Consider the following 20,629-nt stretch of genomic DNA (forward strand, 5'->3'; position numbering starts at 1 on the left):
GATCTTTTGATCTTGATCTTGATCTTGATTCGCAAAAAGCAAAATCAAAAGATCGCAGCCTTCGGCAGCTCCTACCAGACCGGGTCAGGCTGGAGTCAGGATCGCCGGGCCATAGCCTTCGATAAATTCCGCCGGCATACGCTTGGGCTTGCCGGTCGACAGTTCGATGCAGACAAACGTGGTCTGTGCGCGCAACAGCGTGGCGTTGTCACTGGGGCGCTTGAGCTGGAAATGTCGAGTCATTTTCAGGCGCTGATCCCAATCAACGATCCAGGTCGCCAGTTGCAATTCATCACCTTCATAGGCGGCGGCCAGGTAATCGATTTCGTGGCGCACAACCGCCATTGCCCGGTCCAGCCGCCGGTATTCGACCAGGTCCAGGCCGAGGCGCTGCGAATGGCGCCAGGCGCAGCGCTCGAGCCAGGTGACGTACACGGCGTTATTGGCGTGCCCGAGCCCGTCGATGTCTTCGGCGCCTACTTGCAGATCAATGGTAAACGGCGTTGCCCGATCCCAGCCCATACCCCACTCCCGGTCAAAATATTCAACCGGGGCAGTGTAACGGAGCTCAGGCCGATTGGCGCGCTTGAAGGCTGCGACCGGCGAGCAGTGATAACACGCCATCAATCACGCGAGGGTCGGCCAGCACGCGTTGATGGCCACCGCTTTCCAGGCGCAGCAGGCGGCTGTCGAACCAGGCTTCGTGAATCAATTGTGATTCTTTGACCGAGACAAAATTGTCGTCCTCGGCATGCACGATCAGCCCGGGCATATCCAGTTGATAGTGGGCCACGTCCAGCGTCGCGGCGCGCATGCCGACGTCCTGCTCGACTTGGCGGATAAACGCCGAACGCGCGCGCGGCGGCATGCCGACCATGCGCGCGAAACCGCGCAGCACGCCTAGAATCCGCGACGGTGCGGCGATGCTGACCAGGGTTTCGGTGCGCAGGCCCAATTGCACGGCGAGCATCGCGCTGGCGCCGCCCATGGAATGGCCGATAACCGCTTGCAGCGGCGGCAATTCGGCAGCGGCTTCGAGCATGGCGCGGGCGAACAGCACGACATTGGCTTCTCGCCCTGGGGAGCGACCGTGGGCCGGACCGTCGAGCGCGACGACGGTATAGCCGGCATCGACCAGAGCGTTTATCAACGAAGCGAATTGCGTTGGCCGCCCTTCCCAACCATGCATCAGCAGCACCGTAGGGCCTTGGCCCCAGCGCAGCGCCGACAGGCCGAAGCGCAACGTGATGCGTTCGGAGCTGGCCAGCAGCGGCAGCTCCCAGTCCCGCAGCGGTAGCGCGCGAGGCGTCATGAACGCCAGACGCATTTTGCTCGCCACCAGTTTCGGTGCAAACCAGCCCAAGGTACCGTTAACGCCACGAACCCACTTCAACGCGTTCATCGCTCTCTCCTCAGGCGTGTTGCCTTCAGGTCAACGCACCGCCGACTTGGCGGCGCGCAGCAATCGATCGGATAACTCTCCCGGGCCCAGCGCTCTTGCCAGAGCCAGCCCCCCCACCATCAGCGCAACATCGGCCAGAGCCTTGTCGGTGTCTTCGGGGCTGGCCGCCAGTTGCGCGACCATTAGCTCCAGATGCTCGTTCAACGCGATGCGGAACGATTCCGGCAAACGCCCCAACTCACCAATCGAAGCCGGAATCGGGCACGCCGCGTCGCTTGAATCCCGGTGTTTGCGCGACAGGTAGAACGCGGCAACCAAGGCTCGACGCTCTTCGCCGGTCAGATCGGCATCCATGTCGGCAATCAGGTCGCGACGGCGGCCCAGCAGCTGTTTGAACGCTTCGAGCATCATTGCGTCCTTGCTTTCGAAGTGCGCATAGAAGCCGCCGACAGTCAGGCCGGCTGCGCCCATCACTTCGCCCACGCTAGGATCCGCCGGACCACGCTGTATCAGCGCAGCACTGGCAGCCTTGAGGATGCGTTCGCGGGTTTGAGCTTTTTTATCGTTCATCGTTGCCTCCGAATATTACGACTAGAATATTATTCGCATAATAATATTCCGCAAGTCATGAATATGACCGCTGGTCTGAAGCGCAGTGTAAGGAAAAAGGAGAGTTGGCCAAACGCCAGACAAACAAAAGGGCCATTCAATAATTGAATGACCCTTATAAATCCCGCAGAGCGGGTAATCGTGGCGTCCCCTAGGGGACTCGAACCCCTGTTACCGCCGTGAAAGGGCGGTGTCCTAGGCCACTAGACGAAGGGGACACAAACCCTTCTATACAACTGATCAGTGCTGAGAGCTGATCGATTCAAGGCCGGTGTGGCCAGACCTTGAACTGTAAAATTGGTGGAGCTAAGCGGGATCGAACCGCTGACCTCCTGCATGCCATGCAGGCGCTCTCCCAGCTGAGCTATAGCCCCGGATTTTTCGCCTCGCGGCGGAGTGATCTCTTGCAACATCACTTCTGTAAAACTGGCGTCCCCTAGGGGACTCGAACCCCTGTTACCGCCGTGAAAGGGCGGTGTCCTAGGCCACTAGACGAAGGGGACGCAAACCCTTCTATACAACTGATCAACGCTGAGTGCTGATCGCTTCAAGGCCGGTGTGGCCAGACCTTGAAGTGTAAATTGGTGGAGCTAGACGGGATCGAACCGTCGACCTCTTGCATGCCATGCAAGCGCTCTCCCAGCTGAGCTATAGCCCCTCATCGCTGAGGACGGGGCGAATCTTAAGGGCGTATCGAAAGCCTGTCAAACTTATTTTTGAAAAATTTCAAAATTTTTTGTCGGGATAACAATCACTTACCGCCCTCCCCCGTAAAACCGGGAGGTTTGCAACGCGGGCGGACCTGGAGGAGCTGGCGCAGCCTGCGATCTTTTGACTTTGCCTTTTGAAAACAAGAACAAAAGATCGCAGCCTGCGGCAGCTCCTACAAAGAAGCAAAAGCAATCAGGCGATGGCGCCCAAGAGCTTTTCCCACTCTTTGTTTTCTTTCTTCGACACGCCGCCCAGCAGGTCGATCGCCTGACGCAGACGGTAACGGGTCAGGTCCGGGCCGAGGATTTCCATCGCATCGAGTACCGACACCGAACTGGCCTGCCCGGTGATCGCAGCAAACATCAACGGCATCGCATCGCGCAGTTTCAGCTCGAGGGATTCGACCACCGCCTGGATCGTCGCGGTGATGCTGTCCTTCTCCCACTGCCGCAGGCTTTCCAGTTTCCACAGGATCAACTGCATCAACTGACGAACCTGATCGCCGGAGAGCTTTTTCGACTCAAACAGCTTGGCGTCCGGGTTAACGCCGCCAGCGAAAAAGAACCCCGCCAGCGGTGCGACCTGGCTGAACGTTTCGACGCGACCCTGCACATGCGGCGCGATCTTCATCATGTATTCAGAGTTGAACGCCCACTTCTGCACGCGCGCGGCAAACTCTTCCACCGGCAGATCGCGCAGCCACTGGCCGTTGAGCCACGACAATTTCTCGATGTCGAAGATCGGCCCGCCGAGGGAAACGCGCTTGAGGTCGAAGTTGTCGACCATTTCCTGCAGCGAGAACTTCTCGCGCTCGTCCGGCATCGACCAGCCCATGCGCCCGAGGTAGTTGAGCATGGCTTCCGGCATGAAGCCCATGCGCTCGTAGAACGTCACCGAGGTCGGATTCTTGCGCTTGGACAGCTTGCTCTTGTCCGGGTTACGCAGCAGTGGCATGTAGCACAGCTCTGGTTGTTCCCAGCCGAAGTACTCGTAAAGCAGAATCAGTTTCGGTGCCGATGGCAGCCATTCTTCGCCACGCAGGACATGAGTGATGCCCATCAGGTGATCGTCGACGACGTTGGCGAGGAAGTACGTTGGCAGGCCGTCGGTCTTCATCAGCACTTGCATGTCCATGCGATCCCACGGGATCTCGACGTCGCCACGCAGCATGTCCGGCACCACGCAGACGCCTTCGCTCGGCACTTTCATGCGGATCACGTGTGGTTCGCCAGCGGCCAGGCGCGCAGCGACTTCTTCCTTCGACAGCAGCAGTGCGCGGCCGTCGTAGCGCGGAGTTTCGCCGCGAGCCATTTGCTCGGCGCGCATCTGATCGAGTTCTTCGGCCGTGCAGAAGCACGGGAACGCATGGCCCATGTCGACCAGTTGCTGGCAGTACTTCTGATAGATATCGCCGCGCTCGCTCTGCCGATATGGGCCGTGCGGGCCGCCGACGTCCGGGCCTTCGCTCCAGTCGATACCGAGCCAGCGCAGGGCGTCGAAGATCTGCTGTTCGGACTCGCGGGTCGAACGCAACTGATCGGTGTCTTCGATGCGCAGGATGAACTCACCGCCATGCTGCTTGGCAAAGCAGTAGTTGAACAATGCGATGTAAGCGGTACCTACGTGGGGGTCCCCGGTAGGCGATGGCGCGATGCGAGTGCGGACGGTGGTCATGGCTTGTCTCGAAAAAATGAAGAGCAGAACAATCAAGCGGCGAATGGTAACAGGCGACACCCGCCCCGCTCCAGCGGGCAGGGTATTTAAGCCGATGCCCTAAGGCCTGCCGATTGTGTGAAGGCCATTCGCGAGCAGGCTCGCTCCCACAGGGATACACAATTGCTCTGTGGGAGCGAGCCTGCTCGCGAAGAGGCCCGGCAAGGCGATGAAGATCAAACGGTCAGTAATCGCTCGCGCAGCTTGGCAATCTCGTCGCGCATCTGCGCCGCTGCCTCGAATTCCAGATCCCGCGCCAGTTGGTACATCTTCTCTTCCAGCGCGCGGATGCGTTTGGTGATTTCGCTTGGCGAGCGCAGTTCGGCTTCGTACTTGGCGTTTTCTTCGGCGGCCTTGGCCATGCCTTTGCGCTTCTTGCTGCGCGAACCGGGCACGGTGGCGCCTTCCATGATGTCGGCAACATCCTTGATCACGCCTTTCGGGGTGATGCCGTTCTCAAGGTTGAAAGCGATCTGTTTCTCGCGGCGCCGCTCGGTCTCGCCAATCGCGCGCTCCATCGAACCGGTCATGCGATCGGCGTAGAGAATCGCCCGGCCATTGAGGTTACGCGCCGCGCGACCGATGGTCTGGATCAACGAGCGCTCGGAACGCAGGAAGCCTTCCTTGTCGGCATCGAGAATCGCCACCAGCGACACTTCCGGCATGTCGAGGCCTTCACGCAGCAGGTTGATCCCGACCAGCACATCGAACACGCCGAGGCGCAAGTCGCGGATGATCTCGACGCGCTCCACGGTGTCGATGTCCGAGTGCAGGTAACGCACGCGCACGCCGTGGTCGGCGAGGTAATCGGTCAGGTCTTCGGCCATGCGCTTGGTCAGCGTGGTGACCAGCACCCGCTCTTCGATCGCCACGCGCTTGGTGATTTCCGAAAGCAAGTCATCGACCTGAGTCAGCGCCGGCCGCACTTCAACCTGCGGGTCGACCAGGCCGGTCGGCCGCACCACCTGCTCAACCACACGCCCGGCGTGCTCGGCTTCGTAGTTGCCGGGGGTCGCGGAAACGAAAATGGTCTGCGGGCTGACCCCTTCCCACTCGTCGAAACGCATGGGCCGATTATCCAGCGCCGAGGGCAGGCGGAAGCCGTACTCGACCAGCGTCTCTTTACGCGAACGGTCACCCTTATACATCGCGCCGACCTGCGGCACGCTGACGTGGGATTCGTCGATCACCAGCAAGGCGTCGGCGGGCAGGTAGTCATAAAGGGTAGGCGGTGCCGCGCCGGACGGACGCCCGGACAGATAGCGCGAGTAGTTTTCGATGCCGTTGCAGTAACCCAGTTCGAGGATCATCTCCAGGTCAAAACGCGTGCGCTGCTCCAGACGCTGGGCTTCCACCAGTTTGTTGTTGCTGCGCAGGTATTCGAGGCGCTCCTGCAATTCGACCTTGATGCCTTCGATGGCGTCGAGCAGGGTTTCCCGAGGCGTCACGTAGTGACTCTTCGGATAGAAAGTGAAGCGCGGCATCTTGCGGATGACTTCGCCGGTCAGCGGATCGAAAGCGGAAATGCTCTCGACCTCGTCATCGAACAGCTCGATGCGGATCGCTTCCAGATCGGATTCCGCCGGGAAAATATCGATCACGTCACCGCGAACTCGGAACGTCGCCCGGGCAAAATCCATGTCGTTGCGAGTGTATTGCAGGTCGGCCAGGCGCCGTAGGAGCGCGCGCTGATCGAGCTTGTCGCCGCGATCAACATGCAGGACCATTTTCAGATAGGTTTCCGGACTGCCCAGACCGTAGATGCACGAGACCGTGGTGACGATGATCGCGTCCTTGCGTTCCAGCAACGCCTTGGTCGCGGACAGCCGCATCTGCTCGATGTGGTCGTTGATCGACGCGTCCTTCTCGATGAAGGTGTCGGACGACGGCACATACGCTTCAGGCTGGTAGTAATCGTAGTAGGAAACGAAGTATTCCACCGCGTTGTTCGGGAAGAACGCCTTGAACTCTCCGTACAGCTGCGCAGCCAGGGTCTTGTTCGGCGCCAGCACCAGCGTCGGACGCTGTACCTGCGAGATGACGTTGGCGATGCTGAAGGTCTTGCCCGAACCGGTCACACCGAGCAGTGTCTGGTGCGCCAGCCCGGCGTCAATGCCCTCAACCAATTGGCGAATGGCTTCCGGCTGATCGCCGGCGGGCTCGAAGCGGGTGACTAGCTGGAATTCCGACATACACACCTCTGGAATCGCGGCGCTCCGCATCAGACGGGGCACCACGAGGACGACCGCAAACGACCGATGTCGCGCAAGAAAAAACCTGGATTGTGCTGAATGTGGTGGCGATTGCCTGACCTTTCAAGGCAAACGTCCTACATCCGGTAAAGAATCTGACAAAGTCAATCGACTAACGGTCAAGAAATAATCGGAAAAACTTGCCGCAAAAGCCGATTCGCCTGTCGCCATTGCGCGGTGATGGCCTCTATACTAGCTCCCCGTTTGTGCACCGCTCTAGTGCATTCGGCTGGAGCGCTACACGTCCCTCCACTCTCCATTCAGAGCCGCCGTAATAATGAGCCTGTTCTCCGCTGTCGAAATGGCACCCCGCGATCCAATCCTGGGCCTCAACGAAGCATTCAACGCCGATACCCGGACCACCAAGGTCAACCTGGGCGTGGGCGTGTACTGCAACGAAGAGGGGCGAATTCCACTGCTGCGCGCGGTGATCGAAGCCGAGACGATTCGCGTCGCTCAACACGCTTCGCGCGGTTACCTGCCGATCGATGGCATCGCTGCCTACGACCAGGCCGTGCAGAAACTACTGTTCGGCAGCGACTCGCCGCTGATCAGCGCCGGTCGGGTCATCACCACTCAAGCCGTCGGCGGGACCGGCGCACTGAAAATCGGTGCCGACTTCCTCAAGCAACTGCTGCCGAACGCCGTCGTGGCGATCAGCGACCCGAGCTGGGAAAACCACCGCGCGCTGTTCGAAACCGCGGGTTTCCCGGTGCAGAACTACCGTTACTACGACGCTGCCACCCACGACGTGAACCGTGCCGGCATGCTCGACGACCTCAACGCCCTGCCGAACGGCTCGATCGTTGTCCTGCACGCCTGCTGCCACAACCCGACCGGCGTCGACCTGACCCCGGCGGACTGGAACAAGGTGCTGGAAGTGGTCAAGGCCAAAGGTCACGTGCCGTTCCTTGACATGGCTTATCAGGGCTTCGGCGACGGCATCGATGAAGACGCCGCCGCTGTGCGCCTGTTTGCTGAGTCCGGCCTGACCTTCTTCGTCTCGAGCTCGTTCTCCAAGTCGTTCTCGCTGTACGGCGAGCGCGTTGGCGCGCTGTCGATCATCAGCGAATCGAAAGAAGAAAGCGCCCGCGTGCTGTCGCAGGTCAAGCGCGTGATCCGCACCAACTACTCCAACCCGCCGACCCACGGCGCCAGCATCGTTGCTGCGGTGCTGAACAGCCCGGAACTGCGCGCACAATGGGAAGCCGAGCTGGCCGAAATGCGTCTGCGCATTCGCGGCATGCGCGAGCAGATGGTTGCCCTGCTGGCGGAAAAAGCCCCGGGTCGCGATTTCAGCTTCGTCGGTCGTCAGCGTGGGATGTTCTCCTACTCCGGCCTGACCACTGAACAAGTGCATCGCCTGCGTAACGAGTTCGGCATCTACGCTCTGGACACTGGTCGCATCTGCGTGGCTGCGCTGAACCAGAGCAACATCAAGGCTGTGACGGACGCGATCGTTCAGGTCATCTGATTTCGGCGCGCGATGAAAAACGGGAAGCCTTGCACGGCTTCCCGTTTTTATTTGTCTGAGAAAACGCCTTGCAACCTCTAGACTGCACACAAATCCAACCGTAGGAGCTGACGAGTGAAACGAGGCCGCGATCTTTTGATCTTGTTTTTAAGATCAAGATCAAAAGATCGCAGCGTTCCGCTGCTCCTACCGGCTTTGTGTATACCCGAGATTATTGAAGAGAATCCAAATGAAAAACGACAACCTGCGCGCTGACCGTGACGACCTGGACGATTTCATCCCGCGCGCTCCGGCCAAGCGTGAAAAGAGCCTGGTGCTGCAAGTCGCCACCGGAGTATTTCTCGGTGGCCTGGCCCTGTGGCTGGTGCAACTGGCGGCGACGGCGGCCTATGCCAAGCTCATGCTCGGCACGATTACCTTCGGCAGTTAAGCCAGTTCGGCCGAGCGTTGAGTGGCAGCATCGTCGTAAATCACATACAGCGATTCGGCGACCTGGCTCTTGATGGCCTTGCTGCTTTCCAGACCGAGGACGAAACCTTCAGCCTTGCCGCCTGCGCGATTCAGTTCTTCGGCGGTGCTTGCCCCGGTGATTGCATCGAAAAGTTTTTCGGCGTGCGGGCCGATCCCTTTGGGCAAGCTGATCTGTGCAGTGCTCATGCGAACACCTCGGTGTTGCGAGTGATTTGATTCATGGCGCGTACCTTTGCGGCGAATGGCCGGCAGCGCGTGTGACCACTTCCGGGCTGCCATGGTAGACCTCCGAGGCCTTTCTGGTAACCGCCAATCGCTGACAAAATGCCGTCCGTCCCGCTGAATTACAAAAGTTGCCAGGCCGAGCTTGACTTCTCTTTTTGAATCAGTAACATACGCACCAATTCCGCAATAGCTCAGTTGGTAGAGCAAGTGACTGTTAATCACTGGGTCCCTGGTTCGAGTCCAGGTTGTGGAGCCAAATACCAAAGCCCCTGAATCGCAAGGTTCAGGGGCTTTTTTGTGGGTGCTCGAAAAATACCAAAAGGCCGATCTGCGTGGGCAGATCGGCCTTTTCTGTTTCAACAGCAGCTGTCAGACATGTTCGCTGCTTTTTACCTGCAGCTTCGGCGCGCCGTGGCCATGGTCGTGGTCATCCGGCTCGATCACCGGCACTTCCTTGCCATCGCAATCATGCAGCTTGCCGTCGCTGAAGTAGTCGCCTTCACGCAGCGCGGCCAGATCGCGGTAGCGCAGGGTGCGCTCTTCCGCGGCGGCGAACACCGACTGTTGATCCGAGTTGCCGGTCGTGAAGTGGTTGAACGCCAGGTTGAGCAGGATCGCCATGATTGCCGACGAACTGATGCCCGAATGGAAAATCGTCGCGAACCAGCTCGGGAAATGATCGTAGAAGTTCGGCGCGGCGATCGGGATCATGCCGAAACCGATCGAGGTGGCAACGATGATCAGGTTGACGTTGTTGCGATAGTCCACCTTCGACAAGGTGCGAATGCCGCTGGCTGCCACGGTGCCGAACAGCACGATCCCGGCGCCGCCAAGGACCGAAGTCGGTACGGCAGCAATCACCCGGCCCATGAACGGCAGCAGGCCGAGCACCACCAGGAACAACCCGCCGGTAGCGACCACGAATCGGCTCTTGATCCCGGTCACCGCCACCAGACCGACGTTCTGCGCGAAAGCACTTTGCGTAAACGAACCGAAGATCGGCGCAAACATGCTCGACAGCATGTCGGCGCGCAGACCGTTGCCCAAACGCTTTGAGTCAACCTTGGTGCCGATGATCTCACCGACGGCGAGGATGTCGGCCGAGGTTTCAACCAGGGTCACCATGACCACAATGCACATCGACAGAATCGCGGCGAAATGGAAGGTCGGCATGCCGAAGTGGAACGGCGTCGGGAAGCCGAACATGGGCCCGGTGGTGACGCTGGAGAAATCCGCCATGCCGAGGAATACCGCCAGCACCGTGCCGATGACCATGGCCAGCAGAATCGACAGCCGAGAAATGGTCGAGCTGCCAACCTTGCTCAGCAGCAACACCAGCACCAGCGTGACCGCCGCCAGACCGATGTTCTGCATGCTGCCGAAGTCCGGCGCGTGGCTGTTGCCACCCATCGCCCAGCGTGCAGCCACCGGCATCAGCGTCAGGCCGATGGTGGTGATCACAATGCCAGTGACCAGCGGCGGAAAGAACTTGGTGATGCGTGAGAATACCGGCGTGATCAGCAAGCCGATCAACGAGGCGGCAATCACCGCGCCCAGCACCGATTGGAAACCGCCCTCCCCGCCACTGCTGACGATCGCGACCATGGTCGCCACGCCGGAGAACGATACGCCCTGGACCAGCGGCAGCTGACAGCCAAAAAACGGCAGACCCAGGGTTTGCAGCAACGTCGCCAGCCCCCCCGCAAACAATGAAGCAGCAATCAACAGACCAATGTCCGCCGGCGACAGACCGGCCGCCTGGCCAATGATCAGTGGCACCGCAACGATACCGCCGTACATGGTCAGAACATGTTGCAGGCCGTAAGCCATATTCGCGCCGACCCCGAGGTTTTCATCCTCGGGCCGTTGGTGTGAAACATGGGGCGTTTTCATGGTGGGGGGTTCCCTGGTTTTTGTTATGCGCACACTGTATTCAATACTCAGGACAAATGTCCATAGAGTTGTATACAACTTGTCAGTCACATAATGGTTAGGTAGCCATCCAACCTTCTAGCCTGCGCTTCTTGCCCCAACAAATTCGGCAACACATCCCCGCTGCGCTCGCGCCAGTGCCCACTAGGCTGAAGTGTTCACGGCGACCGACGGTGTAGTCGCGCTCTTTTTTATACATATAAAGTATGCATAATGAAGTCATTCAAGATTCAGTACGACAAAAGCAAAAACGCAGCCAACAAACTCAAGCACAAAGGCATCAGCCTCGCCGAAGCCGAACCGGTTTTCCATGACGAACGCGCACTTACACTTGAGGACAACGACCATGACGAACAACGCTGGATCACCCTCGGCCTCGATGCCAAAGGTCGTGTGCTTGCCGTTGCTTACAGCTATTGCGAAGCCAATGTTGTTCGAATCATTTCCGCACGTCTCGCCACACCCAGCGAACGGCGCGCGTATTTTCAGGAGGCTTGACCGATGAAAGACGAATATGACTTTTGCGCAGGTAAACGCGGCGCAGTAGCGCCGAACAAGGGCAAGACCCGCATCACCATCATGCTTGATGACGCGGTGATCGAAGCGGCGCGTACCGCCGCAGAAACCGAGGGCTTCGGCTACCAGACTGTGATCAACAACACCCTGCGCCATGCTCTGCTTGATGGCCCACGCCAGCAGGAAAGCGCTGACGATTCAGGTCTGACGGGGCAATTCAAGAAAGGCATCACCGCCACCGATCTCAAGAGTCTCGAGCGAAAGCTATCAGCGGCCATTGGCGAAATCCGTCGCGTGCTGGAGCCTGACGTAAAGCCCTAGACAGACACCGGCGCGATGACCCTAGCCAGCGCTTGCCGTACACGCGGTGAATCAGGCACCTGAAGGTCAAACTCGCGGCGCAGCAACTCCATCAGTTCGTCGACGTCCGCCACCTCGCGCCGCTCACTGTCAGTGCCCATATGATGAATGGCGAAACTGCCGTTGTTCAGGGTCTTGCGCCAGCCAGCGCCGGTGCGCGCGACCATCAGGCGCTGGGCAAAAGGTGACTCGGGATGGGTGGAGACGTACCAGTTGCCGACGCTGTAGTCGATGTGTTCCTGGCGCTGCAAATCGAACAGGTACATCGGCCGCCACTCGCCCGCGACTTTGGCGCGCAGCAGGTAGCCATCCATTTGTTTGTCGATGCGGTAAGGTTCGTGCGGGGTGGGTTGCTCATCTTCACTGTCAAGCAATAGCGGTGCGGTCGGCACCATGCCGCCGAAGCCAACGTCGGCGATATAGCGAGTGTCCTCGATGGTGACCAGGCTCAAGCGATGCGTGCGCGCTGTCCAACTGCCTTCCGGCTGATTCATCACCACGCGACCACTGATCCCGCGTGCCTCAAACCCCAGTTCAAGCAGCAGCGCATAGAACAAATGATTGAGCTCATAGCAGTAGCCGCCCCGCCCTTGCCGCAGGACCTTGCTTTCGATGGAGTCCAGGTCGATCAACACCGGCACTCCACTGACCGTTGCCAGATTTTCGAAAACAAACTCGGCGGTGTGGCGCAGTTGCATCTGGCGCAAGGTTTCCAGCGTCGGTGGCGGCGGCGCATCGAAACCCAGACGTTGCAGGTACAGATTGGTAGTGGTCAGCCGTGGCGCACTCATTGCTCGATCCTTATGCATAGGGCCGCAGAACACTGCGTGGATGTTGCCCTGTATACGGGATCAGGCACAGCTTTCGACAATTGATTTCGCCAATCGCCCGCTCAGCGCTTTTTCCGCGAGCCGATTCGAATCCATGTCGGCGCATGGTCACTGGCGTGGGGTTCGTTGCGCACCCAGGCGTCGACGCCGGCGTCATGCAGATAGGGGCTCAATGCCGGGTTGAGCAGCAAATGGTCGATGCGCAGACCAGAGTTGGTTTGCCAATGATTACGAAAGTAATCCCAGAAGGTGTAGAGGCGCTCTTCGGGATACACGTGGCGCAGGGAATCGGTCCAGCCCTGATCCAGCAGCCGCTGGTAGCACTCGCGGCTTTCGGGTTGCAACAAGGCATCCTTGAGCCAGGATCGGGTGTTGTAGATGTCCATGTCGGTTGGCACAACATTGAAGTCACCGGCGAGCACCACCGGGTGATCGCTGCTCTGCAAGTCTTTTGCGTAATTGATCAGGCGCTCGAACCAGGCCAGTTTGTAATCGAATTTCGGCCCCGGCTGCGGGTTGCCGTTGGGCAGATACAGGCAACCGACCAGCACGCCGTGCACCGCCGCTTCGATATAGCGGCTGTGCGTGTCATCGGCATCGCCGGGCAAACCGCGTCGACTCTCCAGCGGCTGCGCATCGCGCGCCAGAATCGCCACACCATTCCATGACGCCTGGCCCTGCCAGATCGCGCCGTAACCGGCTGCCTCCAGTTCGGCGGCGGGAAATGCGCTGTCGACGGACTTGAGCTCTTGCAGGCAGACGATGTCCGGCTGCTCGCGCATGAGCCATTCCAGCAGATTCGGCAGCCGCGCCCGCATGCCATTGACGTTGAAGGTGGCGATTCGCAGGTTTTTCATCGTCCGCAACTCCTGCCCGGTGGGATTGGAAATTGTGACCCTGAGAACGCCGCGCAGGTTGCATCGAATGACAACGCGAGAGCTCAGACGCGATTACGCAGCCACTGCAGGAAGCCTCTTTTCGGCGCGACCACGGGCGCGTCCTCGGTCAGCGACTGCGCCTTGTGCAGGCGGAAATCGAGCAACGCCTGCATCGCATCGTGGATGTCATGACGCGCGTCCAGGCACGGTTTCAGGTAGGACTTCTCGATGCGATACAGCGCGCAGAAAGTCTTCGCCGAAAAGTCCGCCGGCAGCGCGGTGTCGGAAAGAATCCCGGCCTCGCCGATCACCTCGCCCGGCCCCATGCGCCCGGACTCCAGGGGCGCACCATGGCGCTTGAGCGTCACCGAAACCACCCCGGATTCAATGATGAACAAATGATCGCTGACCTCCCCGCCCGCGAGAATCGTTTCGCCGGCGCGGAAAGTCTGCAGGGTCATGTTCTGGCTGAAGGTGTCTTTTTCTTCCTCGCGCAGGGTCGAGAAAATCGGCGAGCTTTCCAGCAGTGCTCGTGGCCGCGACAAGTGTGGCGCGGCGCTGGTCTCGTTGCTCGACAGCAGATTGACCCCGGAGGCCTGCAAATGTCGGTAGGCCAGGTCGAACAACTGATTGCGCACCACGCGCTTCTCGCCCATCGAGGCAACAAACCCGCTGATTTCGTATTCAGCTCCGCCGCTGGCAGAACTCTTCAACGACACGCTGGGCGCCGGTGTGTCGAGCAATTGCCGGCAGCCCTGCATCGCCCGCTCCAGTGCCTCGATCACCGAACTGGGCCGGGCATGGGGGCTGACGGGCACGCTGACCGAAACGCCGAACATATTGCTCGGCCGACTGAAGTTGATGATTTTGGCTTTCGCCGCCAGCGAGTTGGGAATCACGGCCATGCTGCCCTGGCTGGTCTGCAGACGCGTGGCGCGCCAGTCGATGTCGGTAACGCGGCCCTCGGTGCCGTCGATGGAGATCCAGTCATCGAGTTGATAGGGCTTGGTGGTGTTGAGGACGATGCCGGAAAACACGTCGCTCAACGTGCTCTGCAAGGCCAGACCGACAATGATTGCCAACGCACCGGAGGTTGCCAGCACGCCTTTGACCGGCAAATCCAAAACGTAGGCCAGCGCCGCAATGATCGCGATCAGGAAGATCACTGCCCCAAGCAAGTCCTGCAATAGCCTGCCGGTGTGGCCGACCCGTTGCATCATCACCGCGCCGATCAACACCGTCAGGGTGCGCGCGCCAAACAGCCACCAACCGATCTGCAACCCGGTCGCCGCCAGATGCAGCGGCACGTTGTCAGCCCACGGCGCCGGCTCCATCGGGTTGAGGCCTTCGTTGAACAGAACAATGCTGAACAGGGCAAAAATCAGCACCCGCACCAGCAGTTTCCATTCGCTGCCGCGAGAGCTGATCAGCCGCCACAGGCCCAGATCGAGCAGGATCAGGATCAATGCGCAAAACAACGGATGTTCGGTCAGCAGAGACAGCATCAAACAACTCCGACAAGGGCCAATCGCGAGAAGATCGCACAGATTGGCACAGTGTAGGAGCAATTGATTTCGGCGGATGAACAGCGTCTCGAAAACGCTGAAAAACCTGTGGGAGCGAGCCTGCTCGCGAAGGCGTCCTGGCAGTCACTACCGCTTGGACTGATCAGAGCATTCGCGAGCAGGCTCGCTCCCACAGGGGCGTTTCAGTTGCCAGTAAAGCTCAGCGTCAGGCGTGCATCCGGCCAAAGCGTCCGGACTGGAAGTCGGCAAAAGCCTGGTGGATTTCCTGCTCGGTGTTCATCACGAACGGGCCATGGCCGACGATCGGTTCGTCGATCGGCTCGCCACTGAGCAGCAACACCACCGCGTCCTCGCTGGCCTGGAGAGTGAGTCGATCACCGTCGCGTTCGAACAGCGCCAACTGCCCTACCCCTACCGATTCCGCACCGTTAACCTGCACCGAGCCCTTCAACACCACCAGTGCGCTATTGCGACCTTCATGCAGACTCAGCGTCAGCAACTTGCCGGCATTCAGACGCAGATCCCAGACATCGATCGGCGTGAACGTCCGCGAAGGGCCGGTGTGCCCGTCGAATTCACCGGCGATCAGCCGCAGGCTGCCGGCGTCGTCCTTGAGCGTGATGTTCGGAATATCCCGGTCGAGAATGGTCTGATAACCCGGCGCGGCCATTTTATCCTTGGCCGGCAGGTTGACCCACAGCTGGACCATTTCCAGCTTGCCGCCGGTTCTGGCGAAGTTTTCCGAGTGAAATTCCTCATGGAGGATCCCGGACGCCGCCGTCATCCACTGCACATCACCCGGGCCGATGGTGCCGCCACTGCCAGTGGAATCACGATGCTGCACTTCACCGTCGTAGACGATGGTCACGGTCTCGAAACCACGGTGCGGGTGCTGGCCGACGCCACGCTGTTCAGTGGTCGGAGTGAATTCGGCAGGTCCGGCGTGATCGAGCAGCAGAAACGGGCTGATGTGCTTGCCCAGGTTGTCGTAGGAAAATAGCGTGCGTACCGGGAAACCATCGCCGACCCAATGGCCGCGAGGGCTGGTGTAGATGCCGATGATGTTTTTCATGGGGTCTCCAATGTGGGAATTCATTGGATTAAGCCTAAGGGCATATCGAATATTCGACTAGAGGGTTAAAACCGGCTGGAGTGTTCCATAAGTAGAACAATTGATTTAGCGGTGCGCTATTCGCGAGCAGGCTCGCTCCCACCGCAGACTGCATTGGCTCAGAGACACTGCGCCAGGCCACGCATGGCTTCGCGCAACTTGTCGATGGCACTCTCGACAGCCGCGTGTTCACTGTCTCGGCAAGTCCGTTCCAGATCTGCACATGCCGCAACAACCCGCGCGGCCCCGACCATCTGCGCGCCGCCCTTGATGTGGTGGGCCAATTCGCGCAAACCGTTGCGATCGGCAATCGGCAACTGGTCCAGAGCTTGCAGATCGTCGCGAAGGCTTTTGCCGACCTGCTTGCGCAAGCGTTCGATCAGCGAGTGATCGGCACCGGCCATCTGTTCCAGGGCACTCAGATCAATCTCGACGGGCTCGGTGCCGGGCTGTTGATCTTCGTGCGGCTCGCAACGGCGAGCGCCTTTCAGGGCTTCAGCCAGATCATGCAAGCGAATCGGTTTGAACAGACAGCCATCCATGCCGGCATCCAGACAGCGCAGGCGTTCTTCAATCTGCGCATTTGCAGTGAAACCGAGAATCAGGCACGGACTGCGGCCCGTGACGGCCTCTTCATCACGAATGCTGCGCGCCAGTTCATAGCCATTGCGTTGCGGCATGTTGCAGTCGGTGATCACCACATCGAAGGCCTGGGTTCGCCAGCGGTCCAGACCCTGTTCGCCATCGCCGACGTCTACCGTGCGATGCCCCAGTTCGCTCAGTTGCCAGCACATCAGCAAGCGGTTGACCGGGTGATCATCCACCACCAGCACGTTCAATACACAGGTGAGGGGCGCGGCCTCGGGCGTTGCCGGAGTGGTGGTGATTGCGGTCAGCAGCGGCAATTGCAGGTTGATTTCCACGCGCGTGCCTTGCCCCAGGTCACTGTCGAGGCACAACGTGCCGCCCATCCTGTCGCAGAGGTTGCGGCTGATCACCAGCCCCAGGCCGGAACCGCTGCGTGCCGCTTGGAGGCTGTTGCTCGCTTGAACGAACGGACTGAACAGGCGCTTTTGATCTTCGACGCTTATACCGATGCCGCTGTCTTCAATCAGCACCTGCACATCCACTTGCACGTCCGATGTCGCCAGAATCTGCAGCCGCAGGCCGACCTCGCCTGCCTCGGTGAATTTGATCGCATTGCTCAACAGGTTCGATAGCACCTGTTTGAATCGCGTCGGATCGATCGACACATCCACGTCAGCGCGCGGATCAAGTTCGATGTGCCACATCAGGCGCTTCTGCCGCGCCAGCCCTTCGAACACTCGGCATACCGATAACACCGTTTCGCGTAGATTGGCTCGTTCGGGGGCGAGGGACAAATGCCCCGACTCGATGCGCGCGATATCGAGAATGTCGCCAATCAACGCCAGTAATTGCTGGCCAGCATTCGACGCTACCTGAATTGCCAAGCGGTCGGTGACGCCCTCCTCTGCGCGCTTGAGGGCCAGTTCGAGCATGCCGATCAAGGCGTTCATCGGCGTGCGGATCTCATGGCTCATGGTCGCCAGAAAAGTGCTTTTGGCCCGATTGGCCTCCTCTGCCGCGTCCTTGGCCTGTTGCAGTTGCAACAACCATTGCTGGCGCTGCTGAATCTGCCGGCGTTGCCAGCCGATCCAGATCAAGGCCAGCACCAGCAAGCCTGCCGCGCCGGCAAAACCAAACAGAATCTCGCGGCGATGGCGCGACCAATAGCTGTCCTCCACCACCACATCGTGGCTCCAGCGCTCGACCAGTTCATCCATTTGCTGCGGCGCGATGCTCAGCAACGCCTTGTTCAGGATCGAGTGCAGTAACGCCGAGCGAGGTGCGGTAGCGAGGGCGATGCGCGCCGGCTGATCGCCAACGGTGCCGGTAATACGCAGGCGGTCGCGGTACTGCCGGGCAATCAGAAAACGCGCCACCAACAACGAGCTCACGGTTACGTCGACCTGTCCTCTGGCGATCAGCGCCATGCCTTCGGCGGGGCTTTTGACCTCGACCAGACGCAGACCGGGCACGCGTTGCAGCAGGTAATCACGCAATGGGTGGCCGCGATAGATGGCCAGGCGTTTGCCCGCCAGGTCGTCGAGCGGCAATGGATGTTGCCCGTTCGCCGCGCTGACCAGTACAAACGGATTGTTCAGATAGGCGCGGGTGAATTGCAGTTGCGTTTCACGCTCGGTGCTCGGTGTCACTACTGGCAAAACATCGAGCGCACCGGCCTGCAGTTGCTCGAACTGGTCGTTGAGCGAGCTGCCGCGCACGATCTCGAAATGCAGGCCACTGCGCTGCGCAATCAGGCTCAGCAACTGCGCCGCCAGCCCATTGAAGCGCCCGTCGCCATCGAAAAACGCCAACGGTGCAAAGTCTTCGACCGCGCCCACGCGCACCACCGGGTGCTGATCGAGCCACTGCTGTTCGGCGGCACTGAGTTGTACCCGGGACTGCTCGGCCATCTCGGCGAGGCCGACACTCCAGCGCTGTTCGATCAGTTGCCGACGCTCCATGGGCACGGCCAGCAAGGCTTTGTCGACGATGCGTTTGAGTACCAGGTCGCTGCGCAACAACGCAAAAGCGAACGGATTGGCGTCGAGCCCCGCCGGCCCGGCCAATTGCAGGTCGTTGCGATAATTGGTGTTGATCAGATAGTTGGCGCTGATGAAGTCGCCCAGGTACACATCGTCAGCACCGAAGGCGACCGCGCCGAGTGCATCCATGGCTGAAGCATAGAGCTGCACCTGAGCGCCGGGGTAGAACGCCTGAACATGGGCCAGCGGCAGGTAGTCTTCGACCATGGCGATGCGTCTGGTCGTCAGCTCGGCGGATACCTTCTCGTCGTGGCGCGTGATCAGCATCGGCTGATCGTCAGCGTAGGGCCGCGACAGAATGAACGCCGGATCCGCCGCCTCGAAACTGTTCGAGGTGCCCAGCAAATCGACATCCCCGCGCTTGAGTGCCGCCATCAGTGCCGGCCGATCAGCGAAGCGCCGCACTTCAATCCTGATGCCCAGCAGTTGCGCCAGCAGATCGGCGTAATCTGCGGTCAGCCCTTCCAGCTCATGCTGATTGCGGGTGATCTCGAAGGGCGGGTAATCCGGACCGGAGATGCCCATGCGCAATACTGGATGCTCGCGCAGCCACTGACGCTCAGCATCATCGAGGCGGACCTGAATACTCCCCGGTTCGAGGCGGGCGAGCACTTCCAGGGTCTGCGGCTGGCCAGCCGCCCAGACCGAGCCTGCGAGCCCCAGCCACAGCCATAAAATCCGCAGTCCCTGCGTCATGTCGGGGCACTCAGATCAAGTGATTGCGCTTGGCGAACTCACGCAGGAGCACCAGTGACCCCAGGCAAAGTTTCGCCATCATGCGGGTCTTGTAGGTGCTGACGGTCTTGTGACTCAAGTGCATCTCCTGGGCGATAGATTTGTTCGGTTTGCCCAGCGCCAGGTTCACGAAAATGCATAACTCTCGATCGGACAGCTGAGCGATCAGCTCCTTTTCAGTGCGTTGCACGGCGTTGTACAGACCGCTGGTATTGGGCAACGCGGAGAAATAAGTGTGGCCGGACATCAGTGCCTTGATCGCTTCGTGCAGCAGAGTCAGCTGATTGCTCTTGGTAACGTAACCCCTCGCCCCGGCACGCAGGCAGCGCTCTTGATAATGCGTGGGCTCATGCATGCTGAATACCAGCACCCGGCAGCGCGCCGTCGGCGCCTTGATCTGGATTCGCGTCAGCACTTCGAGCCCGTCCATCGATCCCAGACCCAGATCGAGCACAACCAGGTGTGGATCATGCGCGCAAATCAATGGCACGACTTCATTGCCACTGGAGGCTTCATGAATCAGGGTAAAGCCTTGAGCCTGCAGGACGATTCGAATGGCCGCGCGCACAACTGGATGATCATCGACGATCAGCGCTGACTTCATTGACACTCCTGCAAAATCGAAGACACCGCAACATTCTGTTCCGGAGTCGGTGGCTGCGCCGGCACTGTTACATGGACGGCCATAAAGAGCACCTGTCAGGTCTGACAGTTGTGCAGATTGGTTTTTTATGCATTGGCATGGCGTAACAACCAATGCAAGTCAGGTGTGGCGTGGTCTTCGCCGGCTGCTTCGACCCCCGCCATCACCTGCCCGATGAGTTGTGCATTTGGCAGTGGCGCCGGGCTGATCTGCACGTTTTCCTGAGCGAACCCGGCATCGTCCTGCAATGGTGCTGACGGTTCGTTGTAGATCAGAGCATGGCGAACTTGCTGGTTATCGAGGACAAAGCCCTGCAAGTCGAGAGCGCCTGCCGCCAGTTCGGCATTGATTACCAGCACATCGAACGGCTCGCAGCCGTAGTCGACCAGGGTCAACAATTCGCCGAGATTCTGCACCGGGGCTACGCGGTAGTAGCCGAGCGCGTTGAACAGGCGTTCGATCTTCATGCGGTGAAAATGCTGCGGGTCGGCGATCAGGATGCGCAACGCTTTGTTGCTCATGGTCATTCTCCCGGTGAGGTTTGGGGAGGGCAAGACTACGCAAGCGCCGAGGATGACTCTGTAGGACTTTTCCTAAAAAGCAGGCCATTC

18 protein-coding genes and 5 tRNA genes are annotated in these 20,629 nt (G+C 59.7%); 5 read left to right on the forward strand and 18 right to left on the reverse strand.

All coding sequences use genetic code 11. The features are described 5' to 3' along the window. Positions 1-84 precede the first annotated feature (84 nt). The 9 genes from AC4IHP_RS23045 to uvrB all read right to left on the reverse strand — a co-directional run bounded on the left by AC4IHP_RS23045 (position 85) and on the right by uvrB (position 6,627). Positions 85-522 (reverse strand): acyl-CoA thioesterase, encoded by a 438-nt coding sequence (locus AC4IHP_RS23045; RefSeq protein ID WP_122610307.1) that lies wholly within the window; start codon positions 520-522, stop codon positions 85-87. Between the two features lie 46 nt (positions 523-568). Beyond that, positions 569-1,402 carry an alpha/beta fold hydrolase gene (locus AC4IHP_RS23050; RefSeq protein ID WP_016773922.1) on the reverse strand — a complete coding sequence of 278 codons (834 nt, stop codon included), beginning with the start codon at positions 1,400-1,402 and terminating at the stop codon, positions 569-571. Between the two features lie 30 nt (positions 1,403-1,432). Further along, a complete protein-coding gene (locus tag AC4IHP_RS23055) occupies positions 1,433-1,972 on the reverse strand; it encodes a TetR/AcrR family transcriptional regulator (RefSeq protein ID WP_039762033.1) in 540 nt (179 codons plus the stop codon). 181 nt (positions 1,973-2,153) lie between these two features. Beyond that, positions 2,154-2,229 (reverse strand) — tRNA-Glu (locus AC4IHP_RS23060). A gap of 80 nt (positions 2,230-2,309) precedes the next feature. Continuing rightward, positions 2,310-2,385 (reverse strand) — tRNA-Ala (locus tag AC4IHP_RS23065). A gap of 53 nt (positions 2,386-2,438) precedes the next feature. Beyond that, a tRNA-Glu gene (locus tag AC4IHP_RS23070) sits at positions 2,439-2,514 on the reverse strand. A gap of 79 nt (positions 2,515-2,593) precedes the next feature. Next, positions 2,594-2,669: transfer RNA gene (locus AC4IHP_RS23075), tRNA-Ala, on the reverse strand. A 245-nt stretch (positions 2,670-2,914) separates the two neighbouring features. Further along, complete coding sequence (gene gltX / locus AC4IHP_RS23080) at positions 2,915-4,396, reverse strand: glutamate--tRNA ligase (RefSeq protein WP_397479065.1); 1,482 nt, start codon at positions 4,394-4,396, stop codon at positions 2,915-2,917. Positions 4,397-4,611: 215 nt separating this feature from the next. After that, entirely contained in the window at positions 4,612-6,627 is a 2,016-nt protein-coding gene (uvrB, locus tag AC4IHP_RS23085) for an excinuclease ABC subunit UvrB (protein ID WP_016773919.1), read from the reverse strand. A gap of 337 nt (positions 6,628-6,964) precedes the next feature. Here uvrB and AC4IHP_RS23090 point away from each other — a divergent pair, with 337 nt between their 5' ends. Both AC4IHP_RS23090 and AC4IHP_RS23095 read left to right on the forward strand, forming a co-directional pair. Beyond that, positions 6,965-8,161 (forward strand): amino acid aminotransferase, encoded by a 1,197-nt coding sequence (locus tag AC4IHP_RS23090; RefSeq protein WP_490832846.1) that lies wholly within the window; start codon positions 6,965-6,967, stop codon positions 8,159-8,161. A 229-nt stretch (positions 8,162-8,390) separates the two neighbouring features. Next, positions 8,391-8,591 (forward strand): hypothetical protein, encoded by a 201-nt coding sequence (locus tag AC4IHP_RS23095; RefSeq protein ID WP_016773917.1) that lies wholly within the window; start codon positions 8,391-8,393, stop codon positions 8,589-8,591. On the opposite strand, the gene AC4IHP_RS23100 is transcribed toward AC4IHP_RS23095, so the two are convergent. Next, positions 8,588-8,818: a hypothetical protein gene (locus tag AC4IHP_RS23100; RefSeq protein WP_024012377.1), complete on the reverse strand. Its 231-nt coding sequence runs from the start codon at positions 8,816-8,818 to the stop codon at positions 8,588-8,590. The two genes, AC4IHP_RS23095 and AC4IHP_RS23100, sit on opposite strands and share 4 nt — an antisense overlap. 219 nt (positions 8,819-9,037) lie before the next feature. Between AC4IHP_RS23100 and AC4IHP_RS23105 the strand changes: the two genes are divergently transcribed. Beyond that, positions 9,038-9,113: transfer RNA gene (locus AC4IHP_RS23105), tRNA-Asn, on the forward strand. Between the two features lie 113 nt (positions 9,114-9,226). Here the strand turns inward: AC4IHP_RS23105 and AC4IHP_RS23110 are convergent. After that, positions 9,227-10,750, reverse strand: coding sequence for a nucleobase:cation symporter-2 family protein (locus tag AC4IHP_RS23110; RefSeq protein WP_490832847.1), 1,524 nt, complete (start codon positions 10,748-10,750; stop codon positions 9,227-9,229). Positions 10,751-11,002: 252 nt separating this feature from the next. Between AC4IHP_RS23110 and AC4IHP_RS23115 the strand changes: the two genes are divergently transcribed. Together AC4IHP_RS23115 and AC4IHP_RS23120 are read left to right on the forward strand one after the other, a co-directional pair. Continuing rightward, positions 11,003-11,287 (forward strand): BrnT family toxin, encoded by a 285-nt coding sequence (locus AC4IHP_RS23115; RefSeq protein WP_490832848.1) that lies wholly within the window; start codon positions 11,003-11,005, stop codon positions 11,285-11,287. A gap of 3 nt (positions 11,288-11,290) precedes the next feature. Further along, positions 11,291-11,626 (forward strand): BrnA antitoxin family protein, encoded by a 336-nt coding sequence (locus AC4IHP_RS23120; RefSeq protein WP_490832849.1) that lies wholly within the window; start codon positions 11,291-11,293, stop codon positions 11,624-11,626. Here the strand turns inward: AC4IHP_RS23120 and AC4IHP_RS23125 are convergent. From AC4IHP_RS23125 to AC4IHP_RS23155, 7 genes are all read right to left on the reverse strand, one after another. Continuing rightward, a complete protein-coding gene (locus AC4IHP_RS23125; RefSeq protein ID WP_490832850.1) occupies positions 11,623-12,456 on the reverse strand; it encodes an arylamine N-acetyltransferase family protein in 834 nt (277 codons plus the stop codon). The genes AC4IHP_RS23120 and AC4IHP_RS23125 overlap by 4 nt on opposite strands. Positions 12,457-12,557: 101 nt before the next feature. Continuing rightward, positions 12,558-13,352, reverse strand: coding sequence for an exodeoxyribonuclease III (gene xth, locus AC4IHP_RS23130; protein WP_490832851.1), 795 nt, complete (start codon positions 13,350-13,352; stop codon positions 12,558-12,560). 83 nt (positions 13,353-13,435) lie between these two features. After that, on the reverse strand, positions 13,436-14,878 hold the full coding sequence (locus AC4IHP_RS23135) for a mechanosensitive ion channel domain-containing protein (RefSeq protein ID WP_490832852.1): 1,443 nt from the start codon (positions 14,876-14,878) through the stop codon (positions 13,436-13,438). 226 nt (positions 14,879-15,104) lie between these two features. Then, positions 15,105-15,971, reverse strand: a complete 867-nt coding sequence (locus AC4IHP_RS23140; RefSeq protein WP_460117911.1) for a pirin family protein — start codon at positions 15,969-15,971, stop codon at positions 15,105-15,107. A 158-nt stretch (positions 15,972-16,129) separates the two neighbouring features. Then, on the reverse strand, positions 16,130-19,336 hold the full coding sequence (locus tag AC4IHP_RS23145; RefSeq protein ID WP_490832853.1) for a transporter substrate-binding domain-containing protein: 3,207 nt from the start codon (positions 19,334-19,336) through the stop codon (positions 16,130-16,132). A 10-nt stretch (positions 19,337-19,346) separates the two neighbouring features. Next, the gene (locus AC4IHP_RS23150) at positions 19,347-19,979 is read right to left on the reverse strand and encodes a response regulator (protein ID WP_460117907.1); all 633 of its coding nucleotides are present in this window, start codon (positions 19,977-19,979) and stop codon (positions 19,347-19,349) included. 125 nt (positions 19,980-20,104) lie between these two features. Next, entirely contained in the window at positions 20,105-20,539 is a 435-nt protein-coding gene (locus AC4IHP_RS23155) for a chemotaxis protein CheY (protein WP_490832854.1), read from the reverse strand. Positions 20,540-20,629 lie beyond the last annotated feature (90 nt).

Source organism: Pseudomonas sp. UF-293 (assembly GCF_058245595.1).

Coding starts and splice junctions, on each gene's coding strand:
- AC4IHP_RS23045 (WP_122610307.1), bottom strand. CDS start 522: ATGGGCTGGGATCGGGCAACGCCGTTTACCATTGATCTGCAAGTAGGC.
- AC4IHP_RS23050 (WP_016773922.1), bottom strand. CDS start 1,402: ATGAACGCGTTGAAGTGGGTTCGTGGCGTTAACGGTACCTTGGGCTGG.
- AC4IHP_RS23055 (WP_039762033.1), bottom strand. CDS start 1,972: ATGAACGATAAAAAAGCTCAAACCCGCGAACGCATCCTCAAGGCTGCC.
- gltX (WP_397479065.1), bottom strand. CDS start 4,396: ATGACCACCGTCCGCACTCGCATCGCGCCATCGCCTACCGGGGACCCC.
- uvrB (WP_016773919.1), bottom strand. CDS start 6,627: ATGTCGGAATTCCAGCTAGTCACCCGCTTCGAGCCCGCCGGCGATCAG.
- AC4IHP_RS23090 (WP_490832846.1), top strand. CDS start 6,965: ATGAGCCTGTTCTCCGCTGTCGAAATGGCACCCCGCGATCCAATCCTG.
- AC4IHP_RS23095 (WP_016773917.1), top strand. CDS start 8,391: ATGAAAAACGACAACCTGCGCGCTGACCGTGACGACCTGGACGATTTC.
- AC4IHP_RS23100 (WP_024012377.1), bottom strand. CDS start 8,818: ATGAGCACTGCACAGATCAGCTTGCCCAAAGGGATCGGCCCGCACGCC.
- AC4IHP_RS23110 (WP_490832847.1), bottom strand. CDS start 10,750: ATGAAAACGCCCCATGTTTCACACCAACGGCCCGAGGATGAAAACCTC.
- AC4IHP_RS23115 (WP_490832848.1), top strand. CDS start 11,003: ATGAAGTCATTCAAGATTCAGTACGACAAAAGCAAAAACGCAGCCAAC.
- AC4IHP_RS23120 (WP_490832849.1), top strand. CDS start 11,291: ATGAAAGACGAATATGACTTTTGCGCAGGTAAACGCGGCGCAGTAGCG.
- AC4IHP_RS23125 (WP_490832850.1), bottom strand. CDS start 12,456: ATGAGTGCGCCACGGCTGACCACTACCAATCTGTACCTGCAACGTCTG.
- xth (WP_490832851.1), bottom strand. CDS start 13,352: ATGAAAAACCTGCGAATCGCCACCTTCAACGTCAATGGCATGCGGGCG.
- AC4IHP_RS23135 (WP_490832852.1), bottom strand. CDS start 14,878: ATGCTGTCTCTGCTGACCGAACATCCGTTGTTTTGCGCATTGATCCTG.
- AC4IHP_RS23140 (WP_460117911.1), bottom strand. CDS start 15,971: ATGAAAAACATCATCGGCATCTACACCAGCCCTCGCGGCCATTGGGTC.
- AC4IHP_RS23145 (WP_490832853.1), bottom strand. CDS start 19,336: ATGACGCAGGGACTGCGGATTTTATGGCTGTGGCTGGGGCTCGCAGGC.
- AC4IHP_RS23150 (WP_460117907.1), bottom strand. CDS start 19,979: ATGAAGTCAGCGCTGATCGTCGATGATCATCCAGTTGTGCGCGCGGCC.
- AC4IHP_RS23155 (WP_490832854.1), bottom strand. CDS start 20,539: ATGAGCAACAAAGCGTTGCGCATCCTGATCGCCGACCCGCAGCATTTT.